This is a genomic window from Acidovorax sp. K2F, assembly GCF_025246485.1.
Classification (GTDB): domain Bacteria; phylum Pseudomonadota; class Gammaproteobacteria; order Burkholderiales; family Burkholderiaceae_C; genus Acidovorax; species Acidovorax delafieldii.
Genome location: NZ_JAOBSQ010000032.1, coordinates 37,922 through 63,629, shown reverse-complemented (window position 1 = coordinate 63,629; position 25,708 = coordinate 37,922). Strand labels below are relative to the sequence as shown.

Annotated in this window: 23 protein-coding genes; 16 read left to right on the top strand and 7 right to left on the bottom strand. The window is 66.1% G+C overall.

Features of this window, described 5'->3' with window-relative positions:
* Window positions 1-131 precede the first annotated feature (131 nt).
* The 4 genes from N4G42_RS10930 (at window position 132) to N4G42_RS10915 (ending at window position 4,423) form a co-directional block, all read left to right on the top strand.
* Window positions 132-1,823 (top strand): SulP family inorganic anion transporter, encoded by a 1,692-nt coding sequence (locus N4G42_RS10930; protein WP_260667156.1) that lies wholly within the window; start codon window positions 132-134, stop codon window positions 1,821-1,823.
* A gap of 91 nt (window positions 1,824-1,914) precedes the next feature.
* Window positions 1,915-2,688, top strand: a complete 774-nt coding sequence (locus N4G42_RS10925) for a GGDEF domain-containing protein (protein WP_056065041.1) — start codon at window positions 1,915-1,917, stop codon at window positions 2,686-2,688.
* Window positions 2,689-2,698: 10 nt separating this feature from the next.
* Window positions 2,699-3,553, top strand: a complete 855-nt coding sequence (locus N4G42_RS10920; RefSeq protein WP_146870794.1) for a MinD/ParA family protein — start codon at window positions 2,699-2,701, stop codon at window positions 3,551-3,553.
* Between the two features lie 87 nt (window positions 3,554-3,640).
* A complete protein-coding gene (locus N4G42_RS10915; RefSeq protein WP_260667155.1) occupies window positions 3,641-4,423 on the top strand; it encodes a sulfurtransferase in 783 nt (260 codons plus the stop codon).
* A 63-nt stretch (window positions 4,424-4,486) separates the two neighbouring features.
* On the opposite strand, the gene N4G42_RS10910 is transcribed toward N4G42_RS10915, so the two are convergent.
* From N4G42_RS10910 to N4G42_RS10890, 5 genes are all read right to left on the bottom strand, one after another.
* Window positions 4,487-5,380: a pirin family protein gene (locus N4G42_RS10910; RefSeq protein WP_260667154.1), complete on the bottom strand. Its 894-nt coding sequence runs from the start codon at window positions 5,378-5,380 to the stop codon at window positions 4,487-4,489.
* Entirely contained in the window at window positions 5,377-5,784 is a 408-nt protein-coding gene (locus N4G42_RS10905; RefSeq protein ID WP_260667153.1) for an OsmC family protein, read from the bottom strand. Before N4G42_RS10905 ends, N4G42_RS10910 begins: the two co-directional genes overlap by 4 nt.
* 59 nt (window positions 5,785-5,843) lie before the next feature.
* On the bottom strand, window positions 5,844-6,398 hold the full coding sequence (locus N4G42_RS10900) for a flavodoxin family protein (RefSeq protein WP_099730381.1): 555 nt from the start codon (window positions 6,396-6,398) through the stop codon (window positions 5,844-5,846).
* A 143-nt stretch (window positions 6,399-6,541) separates the two neighbouring features.
* A complete protein-coding gene (locus N4G42_RS10895; protein WP_056744599.1) occupies window positions 6,542-6,955 on the bottom strand; it encodes a DoxX family protein in 414 nt (137 codons plus the stop codon).
* A 40-nt stretch (window positions 6,956-6,995) separates the two neighbouring features.
* Entirely contained in the window at window positions 6,996-7,697 is a 702-nt protein-coding gene (locus N4G42_RS10890) for a pirin family protein (RefSeq protein WP_260667151.1), read from the bottom strand.
* 104 nt (window positions 7,698-7,801) lie between these two features.
* Between N4G42_RS10890 and N4G42_RS10885 the strand changes: the two genes are divergently transcribed.
* From N4G42_RS10885 to N4G42_RS10865, 5 genes are all read left to right on the top strand, one after another.
* Complete coding sequence (locus tag N4G42_RS10885; protein WP_056744595.1) at window positions 7,802-8,740, top strand: LysR family transcriptional regulator; 939 nt, start codon at window positions 7,802-7,804, stop codon at window positions 8,738-8,740.
* Between the two features lie 97 nt (window positions 8,741-8,837).
* On the top strand, window positions 8,838-9,980 hold the full coding sequence (locus N4G42_RS10880; protein WP_260667150.1) for an NAD(P)/FAD-dependent oxidoreductase: 1,143 nt from the start codon (window positions 8,838-8,840) through the stop codon (window positions 9,978-9,980).
* A complete protein-coding gene (gene gluQRS, locus N4G42_RS10875) occupies window positions 9,977-10,990 on the top strand; it encodes a tRNA glutamyl-Q(34) synthetase GluQRS (protein WP_260667149.1) in 1,014 nt (337 codons plus the stop codon). Before N4G42_RS10880 ends, gluQRS begins: the two co-directional genes overlap by 4 nt.
* On the top strand, window positions 10,987-11,760 hold the full coding sequence (gene trmB, locus N4G42_RS10870) for a tRNA (guanosine(46)-N7)-methyltransferase TrmB (protein WP_260667148.1): 774 nt from the start codon (window positions 10,987-10,989) through the stop codon (window positions 11,758-11,760). The genes gluQRS and trmB overlap by 4 nt, the downstream gene beginning before the upstream one ends.
* A 39-nt stretch (window positions 11,761-11,799) precedes the next feature.
* Window positions 11,800-12,855 carry a GGDEF domain-containing protein gene (locus N4G42_RS10865; protein WP_056063179.1) on the top strand — a complete coding sequence of 352 codons (1,056 nt, stop codon included), beginning with the start codon at window positions 11,800-11,802 and terminating at the stop codon, window positions 12,853-12,855.
* A gap of 99 nt (window positions 12,856-12,954) precedes the next feature.
* Here the strand turns inward: N4G42_RS10865 and N4G42_RS10860 are convergent, their stop codons facing one another.
* Together N4G42_RS10860 and alaS are read right to left on the bottom strand one after the other, a co-directional pair.
* Window positions 12,955-15,936, bottom strand: a complete 2,982-nt coding sequence (locus N4G42_RS10860; RefSeq protein WP_260667147.1) for an HD domain-containing phosphohydrolase — start codon at window positions 15,934-15,936, stop codon at window positions 12,955-12,957.
* Window positions 15,937-16,036: 100 nt separating this feature from the next.
* The gene (gene alaS, locus N4G42_RS10855; protein ID WP_260667146.1) at window positions 16,037-18,664 is read right to left on the bottom strand and encodes an alanine--tRNA ligase; all 2,628 of its coding nucleotides are present in this window, start codon (window positions 18,662-18,664) and stop codon (window positions 16,037-16,039) included.
* Between the two features lie 255 nt (window positions 18,665-18,919).
* Between alaS and N4G42_RS10850 the strand changes: the two genes are divergently transcribed.
* The 7 genes from N4G42_RS10850 (at window position 18,920) to N4G42_RS10820 (ending at window position 25,687) form a co-directional block, all read left to right on the top strand.
* The gene (locus N4G42_RS10850) at window positions 18,920-19,837 is read left to right on the top strand and encodes a dihydrodipicolinate synthase family protein (RefSeq protein WP_260667145.1); all 918 of its coding nucleotides are present in this window, start codon (window positions 18,920-18,922) and stop codon (window positions 19,835-19,837) included.
* A gap of 37 nt (window positions 19,838-19,874) precedes the next feature.
* Window positions 19,875-20,810: a 4-hydroxyproline epimerase gene (locus N4G42_RS10845; protein ID WP_260667144.1), complete on the top strand. Its 936-nt coding sequence runs from the start codon at window positions 19,875-19,877 to the stop codon at window positions 20,808-20,810.
* 25 nt (window positions 20,811-20,835) lie between these two features.
* Window positions 20,836-21,951, top strand: coding sequence for an NAD(P)/FAD-dependent oxidoreductase (locus tag N4G42_RS10840; protein ID WP_260667143.1), 1,116 nt, complete (start codon window positions 20,836-20,838; stop codon window positions 21,949-21,951).
* A gap of 23 nt (window positions 21,952-21,974) precedes the next feature.
* Entirely contained in the window at window positions 21,975-22,235 is a 261-nt protein-coding gene (locus N4G42_RS10835; RefSeq protein ID WP_260667278.1) for a (2Fe-2S)-binding protein, read from the top strand.
* Window positions 22,232-23,599 carry an FAD/NAD(P)-binding oxidoreductase gene (locus tag N4G42_RS10830; protein WP_260667142.1) on the top strand — a complete coding sequence of 456 codons (1,368 nt, stop codon included), beginning with the start codon at window positions 22,232-22,234 and terminating at the stop codon, window positions 23,597-23,599. Before N4G42_RS10835 ends, N4G42_RS10830 begins: the two co-directional genes overlap by 4 nt.
* 149 nt (window positions 23,600-23,748) lie before the next feature.
* A complete protein-coding gene (locus N4G42_RS10825) occupies window positions 23,749-24,384 on the top strand; it encodes a TRAP transporter small permease (protein ID WP_260667141.1) in 636 nt (211 codons plus the stop codon).
* 37 nt (window positions 24,385-24,421) lie between these two features.
* The gene (locus tag N4G42_RS10820) at window positions 24,422-25,687 is read left to right on the top strand and encodes a TRAP transporter large permease (RefSeq protein WP_260667140.1); all 1,266 of its coding nucleotides are present in this window, start codon (window positions 24,422-24,424) and stop codon (window positions 25,685-25,687) included.
* Window positions 25,688-25,708 lie beyond the last annotated feature (21 nt).

Here is a 25,708-nt window from a genome sequence, read left to right as displayed (position 1 = left end):
CGGTTGAAACATGGCCTCACTGTAGGCAGCGGGCCGCGGCTTGCGGGTCGGACATCGCCGAAGTGCTTGTAGGACGGCAACGCCAGACGCGCATCGGCCGCACTCCCTGCTGAGCGGGTGACAATCGGGGCATGACCGTGTCTTCGCTCGCCCGTTGGCTTCCTTTTTTGAAATGGCCCCGCCCTGACCGACAACTGCTCAAAGGGGAGTTCTGGGCGGGCATGACGGTGGGGCTGATGCTGGTGCCGCAGGGTGTAGCCTATGCGGCGCTGGCGGGCATGCCGCTGGTCACGGGCATCTACGCATCGCTGATTCCGGCATTGGTCGCCGTGCTGTTCAGTTCATCCACGCGGCTGGGGGTGGGGCCCACAGCGCTCACCAGTTTGCTGATCGGCGCCTCGCTCACCGGCCTGGCCGAGCCAGGCAGTGCGCAGTGGGTGGCCCTGGCGGCATGGATGGCCCTGCTGTCGGGTCTGCTGCAGATGGTGATGGGCATGGCGCGCTTTGGCTGGTTGCTCAACCTCGTGACCTCACCCGTACTCAATGGTTTTACGCAGGCGGCGGCCCTGCTGATCCTGGGGTCGCAGTTGGGGGCACTGACCGGGTTGCGGGCTGCCGACTGGGGCGCCCTGCTGTCCACGCCATCGCTGGGGCTGTTCGACCTGACTGCAGCGGGCTTCGGCCTGGGGAGCCTCGCTTTGCTGATGCTGGCGCGCCGCGTGTTGCCCCAGTTCCCGGCGGCCATCGTGGTGGTGGGTGCTGCGGGTGCTCTGAGCTGGGCCCTGGGTTATGCCGATGCAGGTGGCGCAGTGGTGGGCGCCTTGCCATCTGGCTTGCCAGCGCCCTATTGGCCCGGCGCCCTGCCCTGGTCCAGCTTCAGTGCATTGGTCATGCCCGTGCTGGTGGTGACGCTGGTGAGCTTTCTGGAGACGGCATCGAGCGCCAAGGTGGAAAGCCAGCGCTCCAAGGAGCAGTGGAACGAAAACCAGGACCTGATTGGCCAGGGCCTGGCCAAGATCAGCAGTGGCCTGTGCGGCAGTTTTGCCACGAGTGCGTCGTTTTCACGCTCGGCCATCAACCTCTACGCCGGCGCCAAGACGGGCTGGGCCACACTGTTTGCGATCAGCCTGGTGCTGGTCGTGCTGTTGTGGTTGACGCCCGCGCTGTACCACGTGCCGCAGTCGGTGCTGGCGGCGGTCGTGGTCACGGCCGTCACCAGCCTCATCAAACCAGGCACCCTGATGAGGCTGTGGCGAGTGTCGCGGGTAGAGGCAGTGATCGGCGGCGTCACCTTTGCCCTGACCCTGGCCACAGCGCCGCGCATGTACTGGGGCGTGCTGGTGGGCTTGCTGATGAATCTGAGCCACTTTCTCTACCAGCGACTGCACCCGCGCATCATTGAAGTGGGCCTGCACCCTGATGGGAGCCTGCGCGACCGGCACCTGTGGCACTTGCCGCCACTGGCACCCCGGCTGCTGGCGTTGCGCATGGACGCAGAGCTGGACTTTGCCTCTGCCAGCGCTCTGGAGCGGCGCGTGACCGAACACCTGGCCGCCCACCCCGAGGTGCTGCACCTGTGTCTGCTGGCGCAGCCCATCAACCGCATCGATGTGACCGGCGTGGAGACCTTCGCCCAGTTGCTGGCGCAAATGGAACTGCGGGGTGGGACATTGCATCTGAGCGGACTGAAGCTGCCAGCAGAGCAGGTGCTGCGGCAGGCGGGGTTGCTGAAGCTGGGCCCAGGGCTGGCCATGTACCGCACCGATGCCGAGGCGCTGGTGGCGTTGCAACAGCTTCCCGAGTCCGTCGTGGCACGTGCGTAGACCGGGTTTCACCTACGCCGCGCCGGCCTTGCGTTGGCCCTGTTCTTGCTGGCGCACTGGTACACTTGCCTAACTCTCTTTGTTCCAATTTGTGTCTGACTCTGCGGCCTCTCATCTGGTAGATCTGCGCGACCTTCGCCTGGATACTGCTCACGCTCTGGTGGCTCAGGCCGGCGGCAGCGAGGCAGCACTGCACCGCGAGGTGCCTTCCCTGTACCTGCAGGGTCTCATCGATGGCCTGTGCGAGCTGTCGCTCAAAGACCCGCTCACGGGACTGGCGAACCGTAGACATTTCCGCGCGGTGCTCGAGCGCGAGATCGACCGTGTCACACGCTCAGGCGAGGCGGCCCTGCTGCTGATGCTGGACATCGACCATTTCAAGAAGGTGAACGACACCCACGGCCACCTGGCTGGTGACGTGGTGTTGCAGTCGGTGGCCCGCACGCTCAGTGCTTGCGTGCGCCCCATGGACACCTTGGCCCGCTACGGCGGTGAAGAATTTGCCGTGGTGCTGCCGGCCTGCCAGGCTGCCTTTGGCCGCGTGGTGGCAGAACGCATCCGGCGCGCAGTGGCCAACACGCCCATCCGCATTTCCCCCACGGTGGAGCTGAACGTCACCGTGAGCATCGGCGGCGCGTTTGCCATGCAGTGGATCCGCTCCACCACCCTGCTGTGGACCGACCGGGCCGACCACCAGCTCTACCAGGCCAAGGCGTCGGGCCGCAACCGCGTCAGCATCGAGGAACAACCCGACAGCACCGTCAGTGCCGAAGAGAAAAGCCTGTTGTTTGGCCCGCTCTACACCCCTTCGGGTTGGGGCGACCTGCCTCCACTGGACCCCAACCCAACAGGCAGCGCCTACTGAAAGTTAGATGATGAGCGACGCGCTGTCCCCCCAACCCACAACGCCTGCAGCCCCTGCAGGCCCTGCCACCCCCCTGGCCTCTGCCGCTCCTGGCGCCCGCATCATTGCGGTGACCAGCGGCAAAGGCGGTGTGGGCAAGACTTTCGTATCAGCCAACCTGGCCGCCGCCCTCACCCGCCGAGGCCAGCGCGTGCTGGTGCTCGACGCCGACCTGGGCCTGGCCAACCTGGACGTGGTGCTGAACCTGCACCCCAAGATCACCCTGCACGACGTGTTCACCGGCAAGGCCGCACTGGACGACGCCGTGATCGCCGCGCCCGGTGGCTTTGACGTGCTGCTGGCCGGTTCTGGCATGGTGGAGTATTCGCGCCTCACGCCCGAAGTGCGCAACCAGTTCCTGAACGTGATCCAGGCGCTCACGCCGCGCTACGACGTGGTGCTGCTCGATACCGGCGCCGGTATCTCCGACGTGGTGCTGTTCTCGGTGTCCCTGGCCTCCGAGGTGCTGATCGTGGCCACGCCCGAGCCCACTTCGCTCACCGACGCCTACGCTGCCATCAAGGTGCTGGCCATGCAGCAAAAACGCCAGCATGTGCGCATGGTCATCAACCAGGCGGCGCGTCCGGGCGACGGCCGGGCCATCACCAGCCAGCTGCAGCAGGTGCTCGACCGCTTTGTGAGCACCGAATCCGGTCGCCCCATGCGGCTGATCCACATGGGCGACATCCCGGCCGACCCCTCGGTGCGCGACGCCGTGATGCGCCGCCAGCTGCTGCTGTTGCAGACCCCCGGCTGCCCGGCGGCACTGGCCATTGCCCAGCTGGCCAACAAGATCGAGTCCACACTGCTGTCGCCTGCGGCCTGACCCGGATACGCCGAGCGGCGCATGAGGCGCAGCCCGGCCACTGTGACCCACAGGCCCGCCAGCGGGCCTTTGTGCATTTTTACTGCCGTGAACACCACCGACACCGTCCTCAACATCTCCTGCTACAAGTTCGTGCCGCTGCCCGATGCCGCCGCGCTGCGCGATGTGCTGCATGAGCGTGCAGTGGCCGCCCATCTCAAGGGCACCATCCTGCTGGCCGAAGAGGGCATCAACTTCTTTCTGGCGGGCCCGGTCGACGCGGTGCGGGGTTTTGTGGCTCAGCTGCGTACCGACGAACGCTTTGCCGACCTGGAGCCCAAGGAGAGCTGGTCGGCCACGGTGCCGTTTCGCAAGATGCTGGTCAAGGTCAAGCGCGAGATCATCCGCATGGACCACCCCACCATCCGCCCCGCCGCAGGCCGTGCGCCTTCGGTAGACCCGGCCACGCTGCGCCGCTGGCTGGACCAGGGCCATGACGACGACGGCCGCGAAGTGGTCACGCTCGACACCCGCAACGCCTTCGAGGTGGACGCAGGCACGTTCGACAACGCCATCGACTGGCGCATCGACAAGTTCACCGAGTTTCCCCCTGCACTGCGCGCGCACAAAAGCGAACTGCAGGACAAGACGGTGGTGAGCTTCTGCACCGGCGGCATCCGCTGCGAAAAAGCCGCCATCCTCATGCGCGAGGAAGGCCTGCCCCATGTCTACCAGCTGGAGGGCGGCATCCTGAAATACTTTGAGCTGACAGACGGCGCGCACTACCACGGCGGGTGCTTCGTGTTTGACGAGCGCCGCGTACTGGACACCGGGCTCGCCATCGACACGCATACAGCGGCTGCAGCCGCTACAGAAGGCGCTATCAAATAATGAGCTGCCAGCGCTTTATGTACTAGCGCTACAGCCCATTTTTATCCACATATCACGCTTTGATCACGCCTTGAAGCGGTGTTCCGGCAGGGGTATCCACTCCACCTCGCCCGGCACCTGGCCCATGGCCTGGGCCTCCCAGTCGCTGGCGGCCTGCACGATGCGGTCCTTGCGGCTGGAGACAAAGTTCCACCACATGTGGCGTGGCGCATCCAGCGGCTCGCCGCCAATCACCATCAGGCGCACGGCGCTCTCGCCCGCCGTCAGGCGCAGGGGCTGGCCGGGTTCCGCCACGGCCAGAATGTGCGCAGGCACCTCATCGCCGTTCAGCGACACGGGCGCATCCACGGTATACACCGCCAGCTCGGGCACCAGCGCCGGAATCTCTATCGTGGCGCCGACAGGCAACTGAATGTCCAGGTACAAGGTGCGCGAATACGTGGCCACCGGCGAGGTCTGACCAAAGGCCTCGCCAATCAACACCCGCACGGTGACGCCATCCACCAGCAACTCCGGAATGGCAGCCGCAGGCGTGTGCACAAACGAGGGGTCGGCTTCCTCATGGGCGGCCGGCAACGCAGCCCAAAGCTGGATGCCATGGTTCACATAAGCCTGGTTCGCCAGGCTCTCCGGGCGGCGCTCGGAGTGCACGATGCCGCGCCCCGCCGTCATCCAGTTGATGGCGCCGGGCTCGATCTGCTGCACGTAGCCCAGGCTGTCGCGGTGCATGATGGCGCCAGAGAACAAATAGGTCACCGTCGCCAGGCCAATGTGCGGATGGGGCCGCACATCGTGGCTGTCACCTGGCGCCACCGTCACCGGACCGAAGTGGTCGAAAAACAGGAAGGGCCCCACGGCCTTGCGCTGCACAGCAGGCAGCAGGCGGCGCACGGTGAAACCGCCGCCCAGATCCTTGGCATGGCCCGTAAGGGGCAGAAAGCTGGGGGTATCGCTCATGATGCACGCTCCAACGAAGTGCTGATCTCGGTCGTCACCGTGGTCATCAGCTTGTGCACAGGGCATTTCTGCGCCACGGTTTCCAGCTCGGCGATCTGGGCATCGGTGAGGTCACCGCTGACCTGCAGCCGGGTCGCGAGGCGGTAGACCCCCGAGCGTTCGGCCGATGCGTCGCGCTCGACCACCGTCTGCACATCTTCCACCGGCAGGCCCTTGCGGCGTGCGTACCACAACACCGTGAGCGCCTTGCAGGCCCCCAAGGCAGCGTCATACAGGTCGTGCGGGCTGGGGCCGCTGTCAGCGCCGCCCTCCTCCACACTGCCATCGGCCACGAGGTCGTGCGCGCGGATATGCACGGTCTGGGCCATGGGCGCGCCGGGGACGCGCCGCAATTCAACTGCCATGGGGTGTTCTCCTGGTTGTATTGGGGCGCGCCACTGTAGCGCCAAACGGGGGCTTCGCCTTAACGGGCGAGCCGACGGGCCACGTCAGCCACGCGCTGGCCGAACTGCTTGCCCGTTTCCAGGTCGCCAGGGAACATCTCGGCGGCCGAGGCGTCGGACGGCGACTGGGACATGGCGCCACTGAACGAGCCGATCCAGTTCACATCGTTGCGGGTGGCCGCCTTGGAGTTGGCGGGCATCATGCCGTTGCCCACCCAGATGCCGCCGTGCTGCATGGCCAGGTGGAACATGTAGTCCAGCGTGATCTGCTTGTCGCCATTGGTGCTGGCGCTGTTGGTGAAGCCTGCAAACAGCTTGTCCTTCCAGGCCTGGCTGAACCAGGGCTTGGACGAGGCGTCGGCAAACTTCTTGAACTGCCAGCTGGGGCCCGCCATGTAGGTCGGCGAGCCAAAGATGATGGCGCTGGCAGCGGCCAGCGTTTCCCAGCCGCCTTCGGGCAGGTTGCCCTCTGCATCAATGGCGACCAGCTGGGCGCCGGCACCTTCCGCCACAGACTGCGCCAGGCGCTGCGTGTGACCATAACCCGAGTGGTAAACAACTGCGATGTGTGCCATGAGATAACTCCTGTTGAAACGATGAGGGAACGAGACCAGGGGAAAGAACCAAAAGAACTACCAACAGAACGACAACCAACGACGAGATTGAATGCCAGAACCTGCACCCCTGCGGGTTGCAGGCCCTTTCCATGCCAACCGGATCAGCGGTCCGAGCGGCGTGCGTCCAGGCTCCAGGCGCCGGCGCCAAACGCAGCCAGGGCCAGCAGGCCGCCGGTCACACCCACGTTCTTGAAGAACATGAGCTGCTGCATCATTTGCTTGTCTGCGGGCAGGTTCCAGTAGGCATGAAAGAAGAAGCTGGCCACCAGCGTGAAGAAGGCCAACGCCAGTGCGGCAAACCGGGTGCCCACGCCAAAGATCAGCGCCAGGCTGCCCAGCACTTCGACCGCCGCCGCAACCGCTGCCGCCACCGTGGGCATGGGCAGGCCCACCGAAGTGATGTAGCCCACGGTGCCGGCAAAGCCGGTCAGTTTGCTGATGCCCGCAGGCAGGAACAGGGCGGCCAGCAGCAGGCGCGATGCCAGGGCCAGAGGGTTTTGCAGGGATGTGAACATGGTGAAGAACTCCTGAGTGAAAGTGGTTACGAAGTAAAGATCAGGCGGCCAGGTCAAACACCAGCACCTCGGCGTCGTGGCCATCGGTCAACGACAAGGTGGTTTCCTTTTCCATCAGCAGCGCGTCGCCGCCCGACAGGGCCTGGCCGTTGGCGCTCAGCGCGCCACGCACCAGGTGCACATAGGTCTTGCGGGCGGGGTTCAGCGCCAGGGTGGCGGACTCGTCACCATCCAGCAAGCCCGCATACAAGGCTGCGTCAGCATGGATCTTCACCGAGCCCTGGGCGCCGTCGGGCGATGCCACCAGGCGCAGGGCGCCGCGCTTTTCCGACTCGGCAAAGGTCTTTTGCTCGTAGCTGGGCGGGATGCCGCGCACGTTCGGCTCGATCCAGATCTGCAGAAAATGCGTGGTCTGGCCGACAGCGTGGTTGAACTCGCTGTGCTGCACGCCGGTGCCTGCGCTCATGCGCTGCACGTCACCGGGCGGGATGCCCTTGACGTTGCCCATGCTGTCCTTGTGGGCCAGTTCGCCCGACAGCACGTAGCTGATGATTTCCATGTCGCGGTGGCCATGGGTGCCAAACCCGGTGCCCGGCGCAATGCGGTCTTCGTTGATGACCCGCAGGTTGCCAAAGCCCATGTGGGCAGGGTCGTAGTACCCGGCAAACGAGAAGCTGTGGAAGGAATTGAGCCAGCCATGGTCAGCGTGGCCCCGGTCTTGCGATTTACGAACAGTCAGCATGTGAGTGCTCCTTTCAAGACTCGACTGTAGGACCGCAGCCACCTCTGCGGGCACAGACGGATTGATGGCACTGTTCAAATAATCTGAATTAACATGGCACCACCATGCAAAACGCCCGCGATGTCCTCACCCCCGATGCGCTGACCATGCTGCAGGTGATTGCCGAGGCTGGCAGCTTTGCCGCCGCCGCACGGCAACTGGGCCTGGTGCCCAGCGCCCTCACCTACCGCGTGCGCCAGATCGAAGACGCACTGGACGTGCTGCTGTTCGACCGCAGCGCACGTCAGGCCCGCCCCACTGAGGCCGGGGTGGAGCTGCTGCGCGAAGGCGCGCGCCTGCTGCAAGACATCGACGCGGTAGCCCACCGCGTGCGCCGCGTGGCCACGGGTTGGGAGCCACAGCTCACGCTGTCGGTGGACGGCATCATTTCGCCCCACACCCTGCTGGAGCTGGTGGACGCGTTCTACGCCATGAAGCCCCCGACGCGGCTGAAGCTGCGCGACGGCATCATGACCGGCACGCTGGAGGCGCTGACCTCCGGCCGCGCAGACCTGGCCATTGGCGTCTCGGTGGCCAGCAACAACGTGGCCGGCCTGCAGCAAGGGCTGCTGGGTGACGTACTTTTCATCTACGTGGTAGCGCCCCATCACCCGCTGGCCACCGCGCCCGAGCCCATCTCCGACGCCACGCTGCTGGAGCACCGCGCCGTGGCAGTGGCCGATTCGGCCACCCGGGGCGGCGCCACCATGGGCCTGCTGGGTGGGCAGGACGTGCTGACGGTGGACACCATGCAGGCCAAGGTGCGCGTGCAGTTGCGCGGTCTGGGCGGAGGCTTTCTGCCCGAACCCATGGTGCGCCCCTACCTAGAAGCCGGGCGCCTGGTGGCGCGCCGCGTGGCCCGGCCCGAACGCAACGTGCGCGTGCACTACGCCTGGGGTGGTCCCGGCTTCACCGCACCCGGCCGCGCGCTGCAGTGGTGGCTGAACCAGCTGCAAAGTCCCGCCACACGCCGCGCTCTGCTGGAAAACCACCATCATTTGTGACCCTGATCAAGTGCGCACAGGCCGGCACCGCGTGTAGAGTGGTTCCTGTTGGTTCTGCATCGCATTTCTTTTGCCGACCGTCACCGAAAGGCCTCCCATGAGCAAACCTGATCCTCTCCCCGCCAAACGGCTCCGACGCACCAGCGCCCCTATCCCTGCGGCCTCCGCAGCGCCCGCCACCCCAGTCACCCCCTCCGGCAAACCGCAGCGCCACTTCGCCATCATCGGCGCAGGCATGGCGGGCATTGCCTGCGCCCGCACCCTGGTCCAGGCCGGCCACCGGGTGACAGTGTTCGAAAAATCCCACCAGGCCGGTGGCCGCACCGCCACCATCGACAGCCCCTTTGGCAACTTTGATGCCGGCGCCCAATATTTCACCGTGCGCGACCCGCGTTTTGCCCGCGCCATCGACACCGTGCCCGGCATCTGCAAGCGCTGGAGCGCCAACTCGGTCCAGGTGCTGGACGCTGCAGGCCGCGTCGCCGCCGTGGGCCTGCCCCACCGCGAGGCCCATTGGGTGGCCAGCCCGGGCATGCAGTCGCTGGTCACCACCTGGGCCGACCCCCTGGTTCAAGCAGGCCAGCTCATCACCCACACCCGCGTCACCCGCATCGAACCCGACGCCGTGAACGCACCAGGCTGGCAATTGCGCACCGAAGGCGCGGGCGGCGAGCAACATGTGTACGCAGGCTTCGATGCCGTGCTGCTGGCCCAGCCCTCCGTGCCTGCGCAGGCCCTGATTTCCGGCTCCGGACTCGACTCCCCACTGGCCGACGCCATGTCCAAGGTGGCCATTGCCCCCTGCTGGACCCTGATGCTGGCCTACCCCCAGGCCGTGCGCCCAGGCCTGACCACACTGGGCCCGCAATGGAACGCCGCGCGCAGCACCCACCACCGCATTGCCTGGCTGGCGCGCGAGTCGTCCAAGCCGGGGCGCAATGTGGTGGAGCGCTGGACGGTGCAGGCCAGCCCCGCCTGGTCGGCAGAACACCTCGAAGACGACGAAGCCCGCGTGCAGGCCAAGCTGCTCAAGGCATTTGCCGAGGTCACCGGCATCCGGGCCGAGCCCGCGCATGCCGACACCCGCCGCTGGCGCTATGCGCAGACCACCCACCCGCTGGGCAATAGCCACCTGTGGGACGCCAAGGCCGGCCTGGGTGCGTGCGGAGACTGGTGCCTGGGGCACCGGCTGGAAGATGCCTTTGTGTCGGGCCTGGAACTGGCACTTGCCGTGGCATGACGGGGGGCGCGGGCGCAACGCCGCACGACAAGGACAGCCCCGCAGTACGCGTTGAAGGGCGCTATGTGGGGCGGTTTGCCCCCTCTCCCACGGGCCCGCTGCATGCGGGCTCTCTGGTGGCAGCGCTAGCCAGCTGGCTGGACGCACGCGCACACAACGGCCGATGGCTGGTGCGCATGGAAGATGTGGACCAGCCCCGCTGCGTGCCGGGGGCTGACACCTTCATCCTGCAGCAGCTCGCCGCCTGTGGTCTGCACCCCGATGCCCCGCCCCAGTGGCAGTCTGCGCGCAGCGGGCTGTACCAGCATGCCCTGGACCAGCTGGTGGCGCAGGGCGATGCCTATCCCTGCGCCTGTTCACGCAAGGACGTCGAAGACGCCCATGCCGCGCAGGGCCATGCGCGTGAACGCCATGCCGCACTGCCCTATCCCGGGACCTGCCGCCATGGGCTGCATGGCCGCACAGGGCGCTCCTGGCGCTTCAATGTGACAGACTTCAAGCAAAAACAGCCGATAGCGCTAGTGGATCATGCCTGGGGTGCTACATATTCAATAGCAGATGGGCTGCTGCAGTGGCACGACCGCCGCCTGGGCCGCCAGCAGCAACAGGTTGCGACCGCCGTGGGCGACTTTGTGCTGCGCCGCGCAGACGGACTGTGGGCCTATCAGCTGGCCGTGGTGGTGGACGACGCTGACCAGGGCATCACCGATGTGGTCCGGGGCGAGGACCTGGCCGACAACACGCCCCGCCAGATCCTGCTGCAGCAGGCCCTGGGGGTGCCAACACCGCGCTACCTGCACACCCCCCTGGTGTGCGGGGACAACGGCGAAAAACTCTCCAAACAAAACGGCGCGCAGGCGCTGGAACTGCAGAACCCAGTGGTGGCCCTGTCGCAAGCCGCGCTGGCACTGGGCCTGCCCGCTGTGGCAAATCTGCACAACATTTGCATACCCGACGCACTGGCACAGTGGGTGGCGGCGTGGCGACGAAACTACAATGGCCCACCGTGACCGAATTGACCACAGCTTCCGCCCCCGCCAGTGCTGCGCCTGCCGCAGCCGCCGTCCCTACAGCGCCCGCCGTGCAGGGCTCTGCCCCCGCCGGTGTGACCCACCCCAAAACCATCAAGAGCTTTGTGCGCCGCGCCGGCCGCACCACCACGGGCCAGGCCAAGGCCTTTGAGGACTTCGGCCCGCGTTTTGTGCTGCCCTACACCCCCGCCCCGCTGGACGCCACCGCCGCCTTCGGCCGCAGCGCACCGCTGGTGCTGGAGATCGGCTTTGGCATGGGCGAGGCCACGGCCCATATCGCCCGCGTGCGGCCTGATGACAACTTCCTGTGCTGCGAGGTGCATGAGCCCGGCGTGGGTGCCCTGCTCAAGCGCATCGGCGAGCAAGAGCTGACCAACATCCGCATCCTGCAGCACGACGCTGTGGAGGTGATCGACCACATGCTGCCGCCCGGCGTTCTTGACGGTGTGCACATCTTCTTCCCCGACCCCTGGCACAAGAAAAAGCACAACAAGCGCCGCCTGATCCAGCCCCCGCTGGTGGCCAAGCTGGCTGCACGCCTCAAGCCCGGCGGCTACCTGCATTGCGCCACCGACTGGCAGCCCTACGCCGAGCAAATGCTGCAGGTGCTGAGCGCCGAACCCCTCCTGCAAAACACCGCAGACGGCTTTGCACCGCAACCCGACTACCGCCCGCTGACCAAATTCGAAAACCGCGGCCTGCGACTGGGCCATGGGGTGTGGGACGTGGTGTTTGTGCGCCGTAACTGACCCCACGACATGCCCCGATCGGCCCGCACCACACCGCCTATGAAACCCATCCTGCAAAACCTGGTGGAGATGACTGGCCACCGCGACCACTTGCGGCTGGAGGTATCGGTGCTGTCCACGCTGCAAAAGCTCAGCAGCATCATCGAGGTGCGGGCCCTGGAGCTGTTCACGGACGGTGGTGTGCCCCATGTGCGCCCCCGCACCTGGGTGGACAGCGGCCAGCTCGTGTCCACCGACTCCGAAGCCGCCGCCGACCCCCGCCGCGAGCCGCTGGACCAATACCCCGCGCTGCGGGACTGCGTGGACAGCCATGGCGAAAGCGCCCTGGCCTCGCCCCGCCGGGGCCGCCATGTGCTGTGGCTGCCGGTGTGGATGCATGACAAGGTCAGCACCTGCCTGGAGATCACGCAGTCGCGCCCGTTCTCGGCCCACAAGCTCGACGTGCTCATGGGCGTGTTTCAGGTGTACCAGAACTACCAGAGCCTGCTCGACTACAGCGAGCGTGATGCGCTCACCGGCCTGTTCAACCGCAAGACGTTTGACGAGCAATTCTCCCGCTACACCATGAGCGGGCTGGCCAGCCGGACGGGCGCCGTTACCGAGTCCTTTGCGGCCGAGGAAACCGCAGTGGCCAGCGACAACGAGCCTGTGCAGCAATGGCTGGCGGTGGTGGACATCGATCACTTCAAGCAGGTCAACGACCGGTTCGGCCACCTGTATGGCGACGAGGTGCTGATCCTGATCGCCAACATCCTGCGCAGCTCTTTCCGCAGCCATGACCGCATCTTCCGCTTTGGCGGCGAAGAGTTTGTGGTGCTGCTGCGCTCCACCACACTGAGCACCGCCCACAAGGTGTTCAACCGCTTCCGGCTGGCCGTGCAGGAGTACCACTTCCCGCAGGTGGGCCAGGTCACGGTGAGCCTGGGTTTTGTGAGCACCACGCGCGGCTCGCCCGTAGAGATTCTGGGCCAGGCCGACCAGGCGCTTTACTACGCCAAGGAACACGGCCGCAACCAGGTCTGCTTCTACGACGATCTGGTGGCCAGCGGTCAACTGGCGACCAAGGTCGCCAACGACGACGTCGAGCTGTTCTGACCGGGCCCCATGGGCATATGGTCCGCTGTCCGCTGCGACAAGGCTGGCCCGCGCAAGAACGTTGCGTCCCATCGTCCACCGTAGGGCGTCTTTCCCCTCTCAGCCCAGCGACGCCAGAATGGCCTCCACATTGACCTCGTCGCGCTGCGCAGGTGTCAGAAAGCGCTCGGCGTAGTCGCGCCACACGCCGCTGGTCAGGAAGAAGCGGAACACCTCGGCATCGATGTGCCGCTCGCGCACCATGTGGGTCATGATCTTGAGCGACTCGGACAAGGTCTTGGGTGGCTTGTAGGGCCGGTCGGCCGCAGTCAGCGCCTCAAAGATATCGGCCAGTGTCATCACCCGGTCGGCCAGCGTCAGCTCTGGCGCCTTCAGACGCCGGGGGTAGCCGGTGCCGTCCAGCTTTTCATGGTGGGACCCGGCAATCGCCGGCACGCGCGCCAGGTGCGGCGGAAACGGCAGACCGCTGAGCATGATGATGGTCTGCACGATGTGGTCGTTGATCTTGAAGCGGTCTTCGGCAGTGAGCGTACCCCGCTGGATGGACAGGTTGTGCAGTTCGCCCAGGTGCGCCTCGTAGGGCGGCAACACCATGTCAAAGCCCCAGCGATTGGCGGGGTTGCCCGCCTCCACCGGCGGCGTGCGTGTGCCCCAGGGCACGATGTGCTCGGGCCGGTCGGCCAGCAGCGGCTCGTTGGCGGGCAAGGGGCGCACCGGCACGCTGGAAAGTCGCAGCATCTCGGCGGCCGACAGGCCCAGGCGGTCGTCAAAATGCCGTTGCCATATCTGGCGGCCGACGGTCTTGAGGCGGGCAATGTCCGCCTCGGCCATGAATTCGCCCCCCACGTTGCAGCGGGCTACAAAGGCAAAGTCTTCCTGCAGTTGTTCGCGCCGCTGCAGCAGCTCGCGCTGCAGGCGCACCGGGTCCACGCCGGACACATGCTGCTTCCAGTAGTCCAGCTCAGCGTCCCGCCACAACACCTCAAAGCGCATGCGCACCTCGTGAATGCGGTTGTAGAGCGTCTCCAGCTTGGTGGCCTTGTCGATGATGTGCTCGGGGCTGGTGACCTTACCGCAGTCATGCAACCAGGCCCCCAGGCGGAATTCGTAGCGCTCGGCATCGGTCATGGCCACCTGGGCAAACGGACCGTCCTTGGCCGCACACATGCGGTCCATCAGCGCCTCGGCCAGCTCCGGCACGCGCTCGCAATGGCCACCGGTGTAGGGGCTCTTGGCGTCGATCGCGTCGGCCAGCAGGCGGATGACAGCATCGAGCAGCTTCTTCTGGCCTTCGATCAGGCTGCGCGTCTCGATGGCCACCGACAGCGTGCCCGACAACTTCTCGACAAACGCGCGGAAATGCGCGTCGTCCTGCGTCTGGTCCGCGATGTAGCGCAGCACCAGCAGGCCCAGGGGCTGCCCGTCACGGGTACGCAGCTGCACCCGCAGCACGCGCGCGGGCTCGGTGTCGTCGTCGTCTTCGTGCTGGTCGCCAGGTTGGGGCTCGGTATGGTTGATGAAATGCACCATGGCCAGGTGCTCGGGGTAGCGCGACTGCTGCTCCGGGTCTTCGCAATGGCGGGCCGCGCGCAGCAAGCCGGTGCGTTGCGGGTCCACGAGGTATACCGCACCGCCGGTGCAACTGGTGGCGCGCACCAGCTCGTACAGTACGCTCGACAGCATCAGGTCGGTGCGCGACTCGGCGCTGATGTGGTGGGTGATGTGCAAGAACTCCTGGATGGTGTCGGACATGCGGTCCATCACCTGCCCCAGGTCGCGCACCTCGCGCACCGGCGACACCCGCCGTTCGGGCCGCCGGAAATCAAACCGCGCCAGCGCCCTGGCCTGCAATGCCAGCCCAAACAGACTGCGCCCCACGCGCCGGCCAGCCAGCCAGCCCAACGGCAGCATCAGACCGATGAGCGACACCGACAGCCATACCTGCTGGCGCAGGTTGTTGTTCACGTCGGCCAGCAGCTCTTTGGTAGGAATCGCCATCAGGATCTGCAGCCCCTGCCAGCGCATCGATGCCAGCGGCAGCGAGCGGCCCAGCCATTCCTCGCCGTCGGCCTGCAGGCGGCGTGACTCGCCATCTTTCAGGCCCAGCGCCTGCAGCGCATGCAGGCTGGGTACACCCAGATCGTCCAGGGCACGCAGCCGAAGGCCCGGCGTGTTGCCATCACGCAGCAGCACGCGTGACATGTCGGGATAGGCCAGCACGCGGCGGTCCTTGTCCACCACCGCGATCTCGGTACGGGGCATCAGGCGCAGGCCACTGATCTCATGCCCCAGGTCGGTCAGGGCCACGTCCAGGCCAATCACCGCACGCCCGTCCTCGCTGGGCTGGCTCAGCGTGATGCCCACCTCCTGCGTGGTGAAGAACACATAGGGTGCCGTGAGGATCTGGGTGTTCTGCTGCAGCGCCTCGGCGTACCAGGGGCGGGTGCGGGGGTCGTAGCGGTATTCCGGGCGCACGGCCGAGTCGATCAGCCGCAGGTCCGCGTCGTAATAACTCCAGCGCCCCACCATGCCCGCCAGGCCACGCTCGCGCGCCATGGACTGCACCAGGTACGCCGTTTTGGGCGGTGCATCCAGCCGCACCCGCAAGGCCTCGTTTCGCACCGGCCGCACCAGCAAAAACTGTCCGTCCGGGTAACCGATGAACACCGCCGACAGCAGCGGGTTCTGCTCCAGCAGCCGCGCCAGTACAGGCAGGCGCCGCAGCCGCGCTGGCAGGGTGGACGCAGAGGCCACCGGGTCGAACGCCAGCAGGCGAATGGTGGCATCGGCCGGGTCCACGATGCGATGCACCCGTTCGGCAATGAGCTGGCTGATGCGCTGCGCACTCTCGTCCGACGCCGCAATGATGGCCTGGCGCGCGCTGGTGCTGACCTGGTACACCAGCAACGCTGTCAACAACAGCATGGCGGTGACCACCACGGTGGCGATCAGGACCTCAAAGGGGATGGTGATGCGGCGCCACCATGGCAGGTGGCCGCCTTGGCCCACCGAAGCAGCGCCCGTACCGCGAAGCACAGCGGACGGCGGCGGGTCTTGGGGGCTGTCGCGCAGGGTGTCCATGCGCTGCACTTTAGGGTGAAAGCTGGCGTTCCGTCACCCTCTTTTTGGCAGCCATGGCTGCCACACCACAGCGGCTGGTGCCGCCGTGGTGACCAGTACCTCAGCCCAGTTGCTGCGTGACCCAGCCTGTCACCAAAGCCAGTGCTGCGGGCAGCTTGGACGCGTCCGTGCCGCCAGCCATGGCCATGTCGGGCTTGCCGCCGCCTTTGCCACCCACTTGCTGGGCCACAAAGTTGACCAGTTCGCCCGCCTTGAGCTTGCCCACGCTGTCGGCGGTGACGCCCGCAGCGATCTGCACCTTGTCGCCATCCACGGCGGCCAGCACGATGGCAGCGGTCTTGAGCTTGTCCTTGAGCTTGTCCATGGTGTCGCGCAGGGTCTTGGCGTCAGCACCCGGCAGCGCGGCAGCCAGAACCTTGAGGCCCTTCACATCCACAGCCTGGTTCACCAGTTCGTCGCCCTGGCTCGAGGCCAGCTTGCCCTTCAAGGCAGCCACTTCCTTTTCGAGCGCGCGGGCGTTGTCCAGCGCCTGGCTGATGCGGCCGTTGAGCTCGGCCACCGGCGCCTTGAGCGTGCTGGCGGCCTGGTTCACGGTGTCTTCCAGGTTCTGCAAGTACACCAGTGCGTTGGCGCCGGTCACGGCCTCAATGCGGCGGATGCCCGCAGCCACGCCACCCTCGCCCACCACCTTGAACAGGCCGATGTCCCCCGTGCGCTGCACGTGCGTGCCGCCGCACAGTTCGCGGCTGGTGCCGATGTCGAGCACGCGCACGGTTTCGCCGTACTTCTCGCCAAACAGCATCATGGCGCCGGTCTTCTGGGCCGACTCGATGTCCATCACGCGCGCTTGCGTGGGTTGGTTGGCCAGGATTTCTTCGTTCACACGGCGTTCGATCTCGCGGATTTCAGCCGCCGTCACGGCGCCGTTGTGTGTGAAGTCGAAGCGCGTGCGGTCGGCATTGACCAGGCTGCCCTTTTGCTGCACATGGCTGCCCAGCACTTCGCGCAGGGCCTTGTGCATGATGTGCGTGACCGAGTGGTTGCGCATGGTGGCAGCGCGCACGGCGGTGTTCACCTGGGCCTGCACCGTGTCGCCCACGTTCAGCGTGCCCTCTTCGAGCGTGCCGTGGTGGCCAAACACATCGGCCTTGATCTTGAGCGTATCGCCGACCGCAAAACGGGCCGAGCCGCTGGTGATGACACCTTCGTCACCCACCTGGCCGCCGCTTTCGGCGTAGAACGGGGTGGTGTCCAGCACCACCACGCCGTTTTGGCCGGCTTTCAGTGCTGCAGCGCTAGTACCGTCTACATAGATTGCTACGATTTTTGCAGTCTCTGCGAGGTGTTCGTAGCCCGTGAACTGGTTGGCGGCACCGCTGTACTCCAGCGCCTTGTCCATCTTGAACTTGCCAGCCGCGCGGGCCTGGGCCTTCTGCTTTTCCATGGCGGTCTTGAAGCCAGCCTCGTCCACTTCCACGTCGCGTTCGCGGCAGACGTCATTGGTCAGGTCAAGCGGGAAGCCATAGGTATCGTGCAACTTGAACGCGACGTCGCCAGGCAGCACCTTGGCGCCGCCGTCCAGGGTAGCGTCCAGGATTTCCATGCCGTTGGCCAGCGTCTCGAAGAAGCGCTCTTCTTCCACCTTGAGCACCTCGGTGATGCGCTGCTCCTGCTCGCGCAGGGATGGGTAGGCGTCACCCATCAGGCGTACCAGGTCGGCCACCAGCTTGTGGAAGAACGGGGTCTTCTTGCCCAGCTTGTACCCGTGGCGGATGGCACGGCGCACGATGCGGCGCTGCACGTAGCCACGGCCTTCATTGCTGGGGATCACACCATCGCTCACCAAAAACGCGGTGGCGCGGATGTGGTCAGCGATCACGCGCAGGCTCTTGTTGTTGAGGTCCGTCACGCCGGTCTCGCGGCCAGCGGCCTTGATGAGCGCGTCGAACAGGTCGATCTCGTAGTTGCTGTGCACGTGCTGCAGGATGGCTGCCAGGCGCTCCAGGCCCATGCCGGTGTCCACGCAAGGTGCGGGCAAAGGTGTGACGGCCCCGGTTTCGTCCATGTTGAACTGCATGAACACGTTGTTCCAGATCTCGATGAAGCGGTCGCCGTCTTCATCGGGGCTGCCGGGAGGGCCGCCTGCAATGTGCGGGCCGTGGTCATAGAAGATTTCGCTGCAGGGGCCGCAGGGGCCGGTGTCGGCCATCATCCAGAAGTTGTCGGACTTGTAGCGGCCGCCCTTGTTGTCGCCGATGCGGATCACGCGCTCGGGCGGCAAGCCGATTTCCTTGGTCCAGATGTCGTAGGCCTCGTCGTCTTCCTGGTAGACCGTGGCCAGCAGGCGCTCTGGCGGCAGCTTGTAGACCTCGGTCAGCAGCTCCCAGGCCCACTTGAGCGATTCGCGCTTGAAGTAGTCGCCAAACGACCAGTTGCCCAGCATTTCAAAGAAGGTGTGGTGGCGCGCGGTGTAGCCCACGTTTTCCAGGTCGTTGTGCTTGCCACCCGCACGCAGGCAGGCCTGAACCGACACCGCCCGGTTGTACGAGCGCTTGTCGGTGCCCAGGAACACGTCCTTGAACTGCACCATGCCCGAGTTGGTGAACATCAGCGTGGGGTCGTTGCCGGGCACCAGAGGGCTCGACGGCACCACGGTGTGGCCCTTGGAGACGAAGAAGTCCAGGAAGGACTTGCGGATGTCAGCGACAGAAAAAGTGGGAGTGCTCATGGTGTTGTGGAGTGGTTGCACGCAGCAGGCAGGCCGCAGGACCCGCGCCTGCGCGCTGCCTGTCGCTGCCCCTATGGGGACCAACCTTTCATTATAGGTTTGCAGTCTGGCGGTCCGTGGCGGGAGGGCGACAGGGCGGGGACAGACGCCTCCACTCCATGCGCCAACGGGTGCGGAAAAATCCGCTTGCGCGCTTTAAATATCTTGTTAATATATTAACAACTTCAACCCGCCCACCGACCCAAGGAGTCCCTCGTGAACCCACAACCCCGCTGGCAAGGCATCTTCCCTGCCATCACCACCAAGTTCCACGCCGATGAGTCCATCGACGCCGAGGGCACAGCACGCCACATCGACTTCCAGATCCGCAACGGCATCCACGGGCTGGTCACCTGCGGTTCTCTGGGCGAGGCCAGCACCCTCACGCTGGAAGAAAAGCTCCAGGTTGCCAAGATCGCCCTCAAAGCCGCCGACGGCCGCGTACCAGTGCTCGCCAACGTGTCCGAAACCAGCACCCGCGAGGCACTGCGCTACATCGACGGCGGCAACAAGCTCGGTGTGGCGGGCTACATGGTCATGCCCTCGGTGATCTACGTGGCCGACGCCCGCGAGGCCATGGCCAATGTGCGCGCCATGGCGGGCGCCGCCCAGCGCCCCCTGATGGTCTACAACAACCCTGTGGCCTACCGCGTGGACCTGAAGCCCGAGCACATGGTGGAGCTGGCCGACTGCGAGTGGATCGCCGCCATCAAGGAAAGCACCGGCGACATCCGCCGCATCACCGACCTGCGCAACACCGTGGGCGACCGCTACCAGCTCTTCCTGGGCGTAGACGACCTGGCTTACGAAGGCCTGGCCCTGGGCTGCGACGGCCTGCTGGCCGGCGTGGGCTGCGCCTTCCCGCGCGAAACCGTGGCGCTGTATGACCTGATGAAGGCTGGCAAATTTGCCGAGGCGCTACCGCTCTACCAGTGGATGACGCCCATGCTGCACCTGGATGTGTCCAACAAGCTCGTGCAGAACCTCAAGCTCATCGATGCGCTGGTGGGTGTGGGCACCGAACACATGCGCCGCCCCCGCCTGCCTCTGGTGGGCGACGAACGCGCATTTGTCGAGAGTGTGGTGCGCAAGGCCCTGGCCACGCGCCCTACAAAATACCAGTCTGTCGCCTGAGACACTGAGCGCCCTACTCCACCACCACCACAGCACCATGCAACGCATCCACGTGATCGACTCCCACACGGGCGGCGAGCCGACCCGGCTTGTCATCGACGGTTTCCCGGACCTGGGCACCGGCACCATGGCCGAACGGCGTGCGCTGCTTGCCGAGCGCCACGATGCCTGGCGGGCCGCCACTGTGCTGGAGCCGCGTGGCAGCGACGTGGTGGTGGGGGCGCTGCTCTGCGCGCCGCAAGACCCGGCCAATGCAGCGGGCGTGATCTTCTTCAACAACAGCGGCTACCTGGGCATGTGTGGCCACGGCACCATCGGGCTGATCGCATCGCTCGCCTACCTGGGCCACATCACCCCTGGAGAGCACCGCATCGAAACCCCGGTGGGCACCGTCACCACCACCCTGCACACGGATGGCTCTGTCAGCGTGCGCAACGTGCCGGCCTACCGGCTGCATCATCAGCTGGCGGTGGACGTGCCCGGCTATGGCCGCGTGGTGGGCGATGTGGCCTGGGGCGGCAACTGGTTCTTCCTGATCTCCGACCACGGCCAGCGTGTAGCCAGTGACAACCTGGAGGCGTTGATGGCCTATAGCTGCGCCGTGCAGCAAGCCCTCAAAGACCAGGGCATTCGGGGCGACAACGGCGGCGAGATTGACCACATCGAGCTGTTTGCCGACGACGACCAGGCCGACAGCCGTAACTATGTGCTGTGTCCCGGCAAGGCCTATGACCGCTCGCCCTGCGGCACGGGTACCAGCGCCAAGGTGGCCTGCCTGGCGGCTGACGGCAAGCTCGCACCGGGCGCACTCTGGCGCCAGGCCAGCATCATTGGCAGCCAGTTCGAGGCCAGCTACACGCTGCAGGACGATGGCACGGTCATCCCCACCTTGCGGGGCCGCGCGCACATTTGCGCCGACGCTACTTTGCTGATTGAAGACAAGGACCCCTTTGGCTGGGGCATCCGGCTTTAACCCGACCCTGCTGCACCCGCGCCCCATGCAACACACCGATGTCCTTGTGATTGGCGCTGGCATCGTGGGCGCCGCCTGCGCCCATGCGCTGGTGTCGGCCGGGCTGTCGGTCCGCGTCATCGATGCGCGCCTCGGCGGTGCCACGGCGGCGGGCATGGGCCATCTGGTGGTGATGGATGACAACCCTGCCGAACTGGCGCTGAGCCAGACGTCACTGGACCTCTGGCACACCTGGGCACCCCACATGGATGCGGGCTGTGCTTTCACGCCCTGCGGCACGCTCTGGCTGGCCGCCAACGATGCAGAGCTGCAGGCGGCCCATGACAAACGCAGCACCCTGCAAGCACACGGAATCGCCTGCGACATGCTCGACGCGGCCGCCCTGTCCCGCGCAGAACCCTCACTGCGCCCCGGTCTGGCGGGTGCGCTCAAGGTGCAGGGGGACAGCGTGGTCTACGCCCCGCGCGCAGCCCAGTGGCTGCTGGACCAGGCCGCAGCCAACGGACACCTTGTGTTGGAGCAGGCTGAAGCGATGCAGATCGACGGCCACACCGTCACCCTGCGCGACGGAAGCCAGCGCAGCGCAGGCGCCATCGTGCTGGCCAGCGGCATCCACGCCCCGCAGCTGTGCCCCGGCCTGCCGCTGCGCCCCAAGAAGGGCCACCTCGTCATCACCGACCGCTACCCGGGCACCGTGCACCACCAGTTGGTGGAGCTGGGCTACATCACCAGCGCGCACCACAGCGACGGTACCTCGGTAGCCTTCAACGTGCAGCCCCGGCCCACAGGGCAGTTGCTGATCGGCTCGTCACGCGAGTTCGACACCACCGACCCCGCCGTCAACAACGCCGTGATGGCGCGCATGCTGCAACGGGCACTCGACTACCTGCCAGGCCTGGCCAACCTCAACGCCATCCGCACCTGGACCGGCTTTCGCGCCGCCACGCCAGACAGCCTGCCTCTGATTGGCGCGCACCCCGAACACCCGCACCTGTGGCTGGCCGTGGGACATGAAGGACTGGGGGTGACCACCGCCCCGGCCACCGCACAGTTGCTGGCGGCCCAGATCGCAGGGGGCACCCCGGCGATCGACCCCACGCCCTATGCACCTGCCCGCTTTGCGGGCCTGCGCACACCATGACCCCATCCAGAACACCCGCCCTGGTGCACATCGTGGTGAATGGCACGCCCCTCCAGGTGCCCGCAGGGACCAGCGTCGCCGCCGCGCTGGCGCAGCAAACACCCGGCACCACACGCACCTCGGTCACCGGCGCGGCGCGGGCACCGCTGTGTGGCATGGGGGTGTGCCACGAATGCAGGGTCCGCATCCACGGCCGCACCCGCCTGGCGTGCCAGACGGTCTGCACCGAGGGCATGTCGATTCATACCGATGTCGGCACAGCACGCGGGAGCGCCACGCCATGAACCAGCCCGTGACCCCACCCATGACCGAGCAACACTCGGCGCACGAGCGCTGCGACATCCTCATCATCGGCGCAGGCCCTGCAGGTTTGGCGGCTGCCCTCGCTGCCGCGCCCAGCGGGGCAGCGATCACCATCGTGGACGACAACCCGCAGCCCGGTGGGCAAATCTGGCGCGATGGCCCCCAGGTGGTCTTGCCCGCCCTGGCGCAACAGCACCGCGCGGCGCTGGCCCGGCACACCAACATCCGCCTGCTGCCTGGCACCCGCGTGGCGGGCCTGGGTGATTCCCAACCCGGCGACAAGGCCCCGGCCCTGCTGCTGGAAGACGCAGACCGGGGCTGGACGCAGCACAGCCACCGCATCGTGCTGTGCACCGGGGCCCGCGAGCTGTTGCTGCCCTTCCCGGGCTGGACGTTGCCCGGTGTGACGGGTGCAGGCGCCTTGCAGGCCCTCATCAAGGCAGGGCTCGACGTGCGTGGCCAGCGCATCGTCATTGCAGGCACAGGCCCTCTGCTGCTGGCCGCTGCCGCCACCGCCAACAAAGCGGGTGCCACCGTAGTGCGCATGGCGGAGCAGGCGCCGTGGAGCGCGCTCGCTGGCTTTGCAGCGCAACTGCCGCGCTGGCCTGCCAAGGCGTTGCAAGCCCTCACGCTGCTTCACACGCAGTTGCGCGCCAGCAGCCATGTGCTGGAAGTCCAAGGCACCACGCAAGTGCAAACAGTGAGGCTGCGCAAAGGCCAACACGCCGAAGAAACCATGGCCTGCGACCGCGTGGCCTGCGGGTTCGGGCTGGTGCCCAACACCCACCTGGGGCAGATGCTGGGCTGCGCACTGGGCGGGCCGCTGAGCGGTGGCCAGGGCCTGGCTGTCGATGCCCACATGCGCACCAGCGTGCCCGGTGTGTTCGCTGCAGGTGAAGCCACCGGCTTTGGCGGCAGCGAACGTGCACTGGTTCAGGGCGCGATGGCAGGCCATGCTGCGGCGGGACAGGTGCAACAGGCCCAGGCGCTGCGCCCCCAGCTGGCACGCTGGGAGCGCTTTGCGCAGGCGTTGCAGGCTTCTTTTCCACTGAGCGAAGCACTCAAAACTCTGGCGCAGCCCGGCACCCTGGTGTGCCGCTGCGAAGACGTGCCCTACGCTGCACTGGCCGATCGCAACGGCTGGATCGATGCCAAGCTCCACACCCGCTGCGGCATGGGCGCGTGCCAGGGCCGCATTTGCGGCGCTGCCGCACAGCACCTTTTTGGCTGGACGCCTGCCGCCCCACGGCATCTGCTGGCGCCCACACGCATTGGCACGCTGGCCGCCTGTACGCCCGCGCCCACCACCAGCGCTCAGCGCGAGCCCGCAGCTCCCTCAGGCTGACAGGCGCGCAGCCGTTTTCCCCAGTCTCTCCTTTCAGGGCTTACCCGCACCCAGCAGGCATCCATCTTGCTTTTAAATATATTTGTTAAATATTAAAAAGCACAAGGCTTTTCTTTCATTGCCGCGCCCTCCTCCCCAGGAACCCCATCATGCCCACCCCCAACAGTCCACCCGCCCCGCACTCTCCGGCGCCGCACGCTCCCGTCCGCTGGGTGCTGGCGTTGTCCACGCAGGTTCTGCGCATGGAGCGGCATCTGCTCACCGCCCTCATGACGTTGCTGGTGCTGCTGATCCTGCTCAACGTGGTCACGCGTTACACCGGCATGCCCATCTACTGGGTGGACGAGGCGGCGGTCTACACGGTGGTCTGGCTGACCTTTGTGGGCGCCTCGGTCATGACGCGGCTGCGCATGGACTTTGCGGTGACCATGCTCACCGACCACCTCGGCGCGCGGGGCGCCAAGGCATTCAAGGTGGTGGCCACGTCCGGCGTGCTGCTGTTTGGCCTGGCCATGCTGGTGATGTGCTGGGTGTGGATGGACCCCATCGGCATTGCGCGCTACGGCTTTGACGCCAAGGAGTTTGCGGCCGAGAGCTTCAACTTCATCTACACCGAACGCACCCAGACGCTGAACTGGCCCACCTGGGTGCTGCAGCTGATCCTGCCGATCTTCTCGGCCACCTTCAGCGTGCATGCACTGGCCAACCTGCTCGAAGACATGGGCGCCGCAGAGCGTGTGCAGCACGCGGGCTTCGACGTAGTCAACGCCGACGCCGTGAACTGAACGCCCCTGCGCCCGCAAAACCCACCAGAGCCCGACCATGATCACCACCCTGTTCTTCCTCGCCGCCTTGATGGTGGGTGTGCCCATCGGCGTATGCCTGTGCCTGTCGGGCGCGGTGTACATCCTCAGCATCGGCAGCCCGGTGCTGTTCCAGTCGTTCCCCATGCAGATGTTCGGCGGGGTGGACAGCTATGGCCTCATCGCCATCCCGCTGTTCATCCTGATCGGCGAGATCATGAACAGCGGCGGCATCACGCGGCGGCTGGTGGACCTGTCCATGGCCTTCATCGGCTCCGTCAAAGGGGGGCTGGCCTACGTGAACATCCTGGCCAACATGCTGGTGTCATCCATCATCGGCTCGGCCACCGCGCAGGTGGCCATCATGTCGCAAGTCATGGTGCCCGAGATGGAAAAGCAGGGCTACGACAAGACCTTTGCGGCCGGCCTCACGGTGTACGGCGGCATGCTGGGGCCCATCATCCCGCCCTCGGTGATGTTTGTGGTCTACAGCGTGCTGGCCCAGGTGGCCGTGGGCGACATGCTGATTGCAGGCATCCTGCCCGGCGTGCTGCTCACCGTGCTGTTCTTTGTCGTGATCGCGCTCATGGGCTTTGTCTACAACTACCCGCGCAGCGAAAAGCGCACGCTGGCCCAGCGCGCGCGCACCGTGGTGCAGGCCAGCCCCACGCTGCTGATCCCCATCATCATCGTGGGCTCCATCCTGAGTGGCCTGGCCAACCCCACCGAATCGGCCGCCGTGGGCGCGCTGGTATCGGCGCTGGTGGGTCGCTATGTGACCAAGGAGTTCCGGTTCAGCGCCATGCCCGCCATTCTGCTGCGCTCGGCCATTTACTCCGCCATCGTGCTGTTTCTGGTGGCGGCAGCGGCCGTGTTCTCGTGGTTGCTGATCTACGGCAAGGTGCCTCAGATGGTCGCCGCCTGGGTGCAGACCGTGGCGCACGACCCGGTCACCTTCCTGCTGCTCACCAACGTCATCCTGCTGGTCATCGGCACGGTGATCGACGGCATCCCCGGTCTCATCATGACCGCCCCCATCCTGCTGCCGATTGCCGCCGAGGTCTATCACATCGACCCACGCCATTTTGGTGTGGTGATCGTCGTCAACCTGGTGCTGGGGCTGATGACCCCACCCGTGGGCCTGAGCTTTTTTGTCGCGTCAGCCGTCACCGGGGCTAAGCCCGGAAAGATGTTCATCGTCACGCTGCCGTTTTTCATCATCAGCTGCGTGGCGCTGGTGATGTTGTCGCTGTTCCCCAGCCTGTCGCTCGGTTTGCTCAAGTAGACCGCCGCCCAGCAAATCCCC

What these genes read in the sequence shown, in the direction of transcription:
- N4G42_RS10930 (WP_260667156.1), top strand. Translation starts at nt 132, where the DNA reads ATGACCGTGTCTTCGCTCGCCCGTTGGCTTCCTTTTTTGAAATGGCCC.
- N4G42_RS10920 (WP_146870794.1), top strand. Translation starts at nt 2,699, where the DNA reads ATGAGCGACGCGCTGTCCCCCCAACCCACAACGCCTGCAGCCCCTGCA.
- N4G42_RS10910 (WP_260667154.1), bottom strand. Translation starts at nt 5,380, where the DNA reads ATGAGCGATACCCCCAGCTTTCTGCCCCTTACGGGCCATGCCAAGGAT.
- N4G42_RS10905 (WP_260667153.1), bottom strand. Translation starts at nt 5,784, where the DNA reads ATGGCAGTTGAATTGCGGCGCGTCCCCGGCGCGCCCATGGCCCAGACC.
- N4G42_RS10900 (WP_099730381.1), bottom strand. Translation starts at nt 6,398, where the DNA reads ATGGCACACATCGCAGTTGTTTACCACTCGGGTTATGGTCACACGCAG.
- N4G42_RS10895 (WP_056744599.1), bottom strand. Translation starts at nt 6,955, where the DNA reads ATGTTCACATCCCTGCAAAACCCTCTGGCCCTGGCATCGCGCCTGCTG.
- N4G42_RS10890 (WP_260667151.1), bottom strand. Translation starts at nt 7,697, where the DNA reads ATGCTGACTGTTCGTAAATCGCAAGACCGGGGCCACGCTGACCATGGC.
- N4G42_RS10885 (WP_056744595.1), top strand. Translation starts at nt 7,802, where the DNA reads ATGCAAAACGCCCGCGATGTCCTCACCCCCGATGCGCTGACCATGCTG.
- N4G42_RS10880 (WP_260667150.1), top strand. Translation starts at nt 8,838, where the DNA reads ATGAGCAAACCTGATCCTCTCCCCGCCAAACGGCTCCGACGCACCAGC.
- gluQRS (WP_260667149.1), top strand. Translation starts at nt 9,977, where the DNA reads ATGACGGGGGGCGCGGGCGCAACGCCGCACGACAAGGACAGCCCCGCA.
- N4G42_RS10865 (WP_056063179.1), top strand. Translation starts at nt 11,800, where the DNA reads ATGAAACCCATCCTGCAAAACCTGGTGGAGATGACTGGCCACCGCGAC.
- N4G42_RS10860 (WP_260667147.1), bottom strand. Translation starts at nt 15,936, where the DNA reads ATGGACACCCTGCGCGACAGCCCCCAAGACCCGCCGCCGTCCGCTGTG.
- alaS (WP_260667146.1), bottom strand. Translation starts at nt 18,664, where the DNA reads ATGAGCACTCCCACTTTTTCTGTCGCTGACATCCGCAAGTCCTTCCTG.
- N4G42_RS10845 (WP_260667144.1), top strand. Translation starts at nt 19,875, where the DNA reads ATGCAACGCATCCACGTGATCGACTCCCACACGGGCGGCGAGCCGACC.
- N4G42_RS10840 (WP_260667143.1), top strand. Translation starts at nt 20,836, where the DNA reads ATGCAACACACCGATGTCCTTGTGATTGGCGCTGGCATCGTGGGCGCC.
- N4G42_RS10830 (WP_260667142.1), top strand. Translation starts at nt 22,232, where the DNA reads ATGAACCAGCCCGTGACCCCACCCATGACCGAGCAACACTCGGCGCAC.
- N4G42_RS10825 (WP_260667141.1), top strand. Translation starts at nt 23,749, where the DNA reads ATGCCCACCCCCAACAGTCCACCCGCCCCGCACTCTCCGGCGCCGCAC.
- N4G42_RS10820 (WP_260667140.1), top strand. Translation starts at nt 24,422, where the DNA reads ATGATCACCACCCTGTTCTTCCTCGCCGCCTTGATGGTGGGTGTGCCC.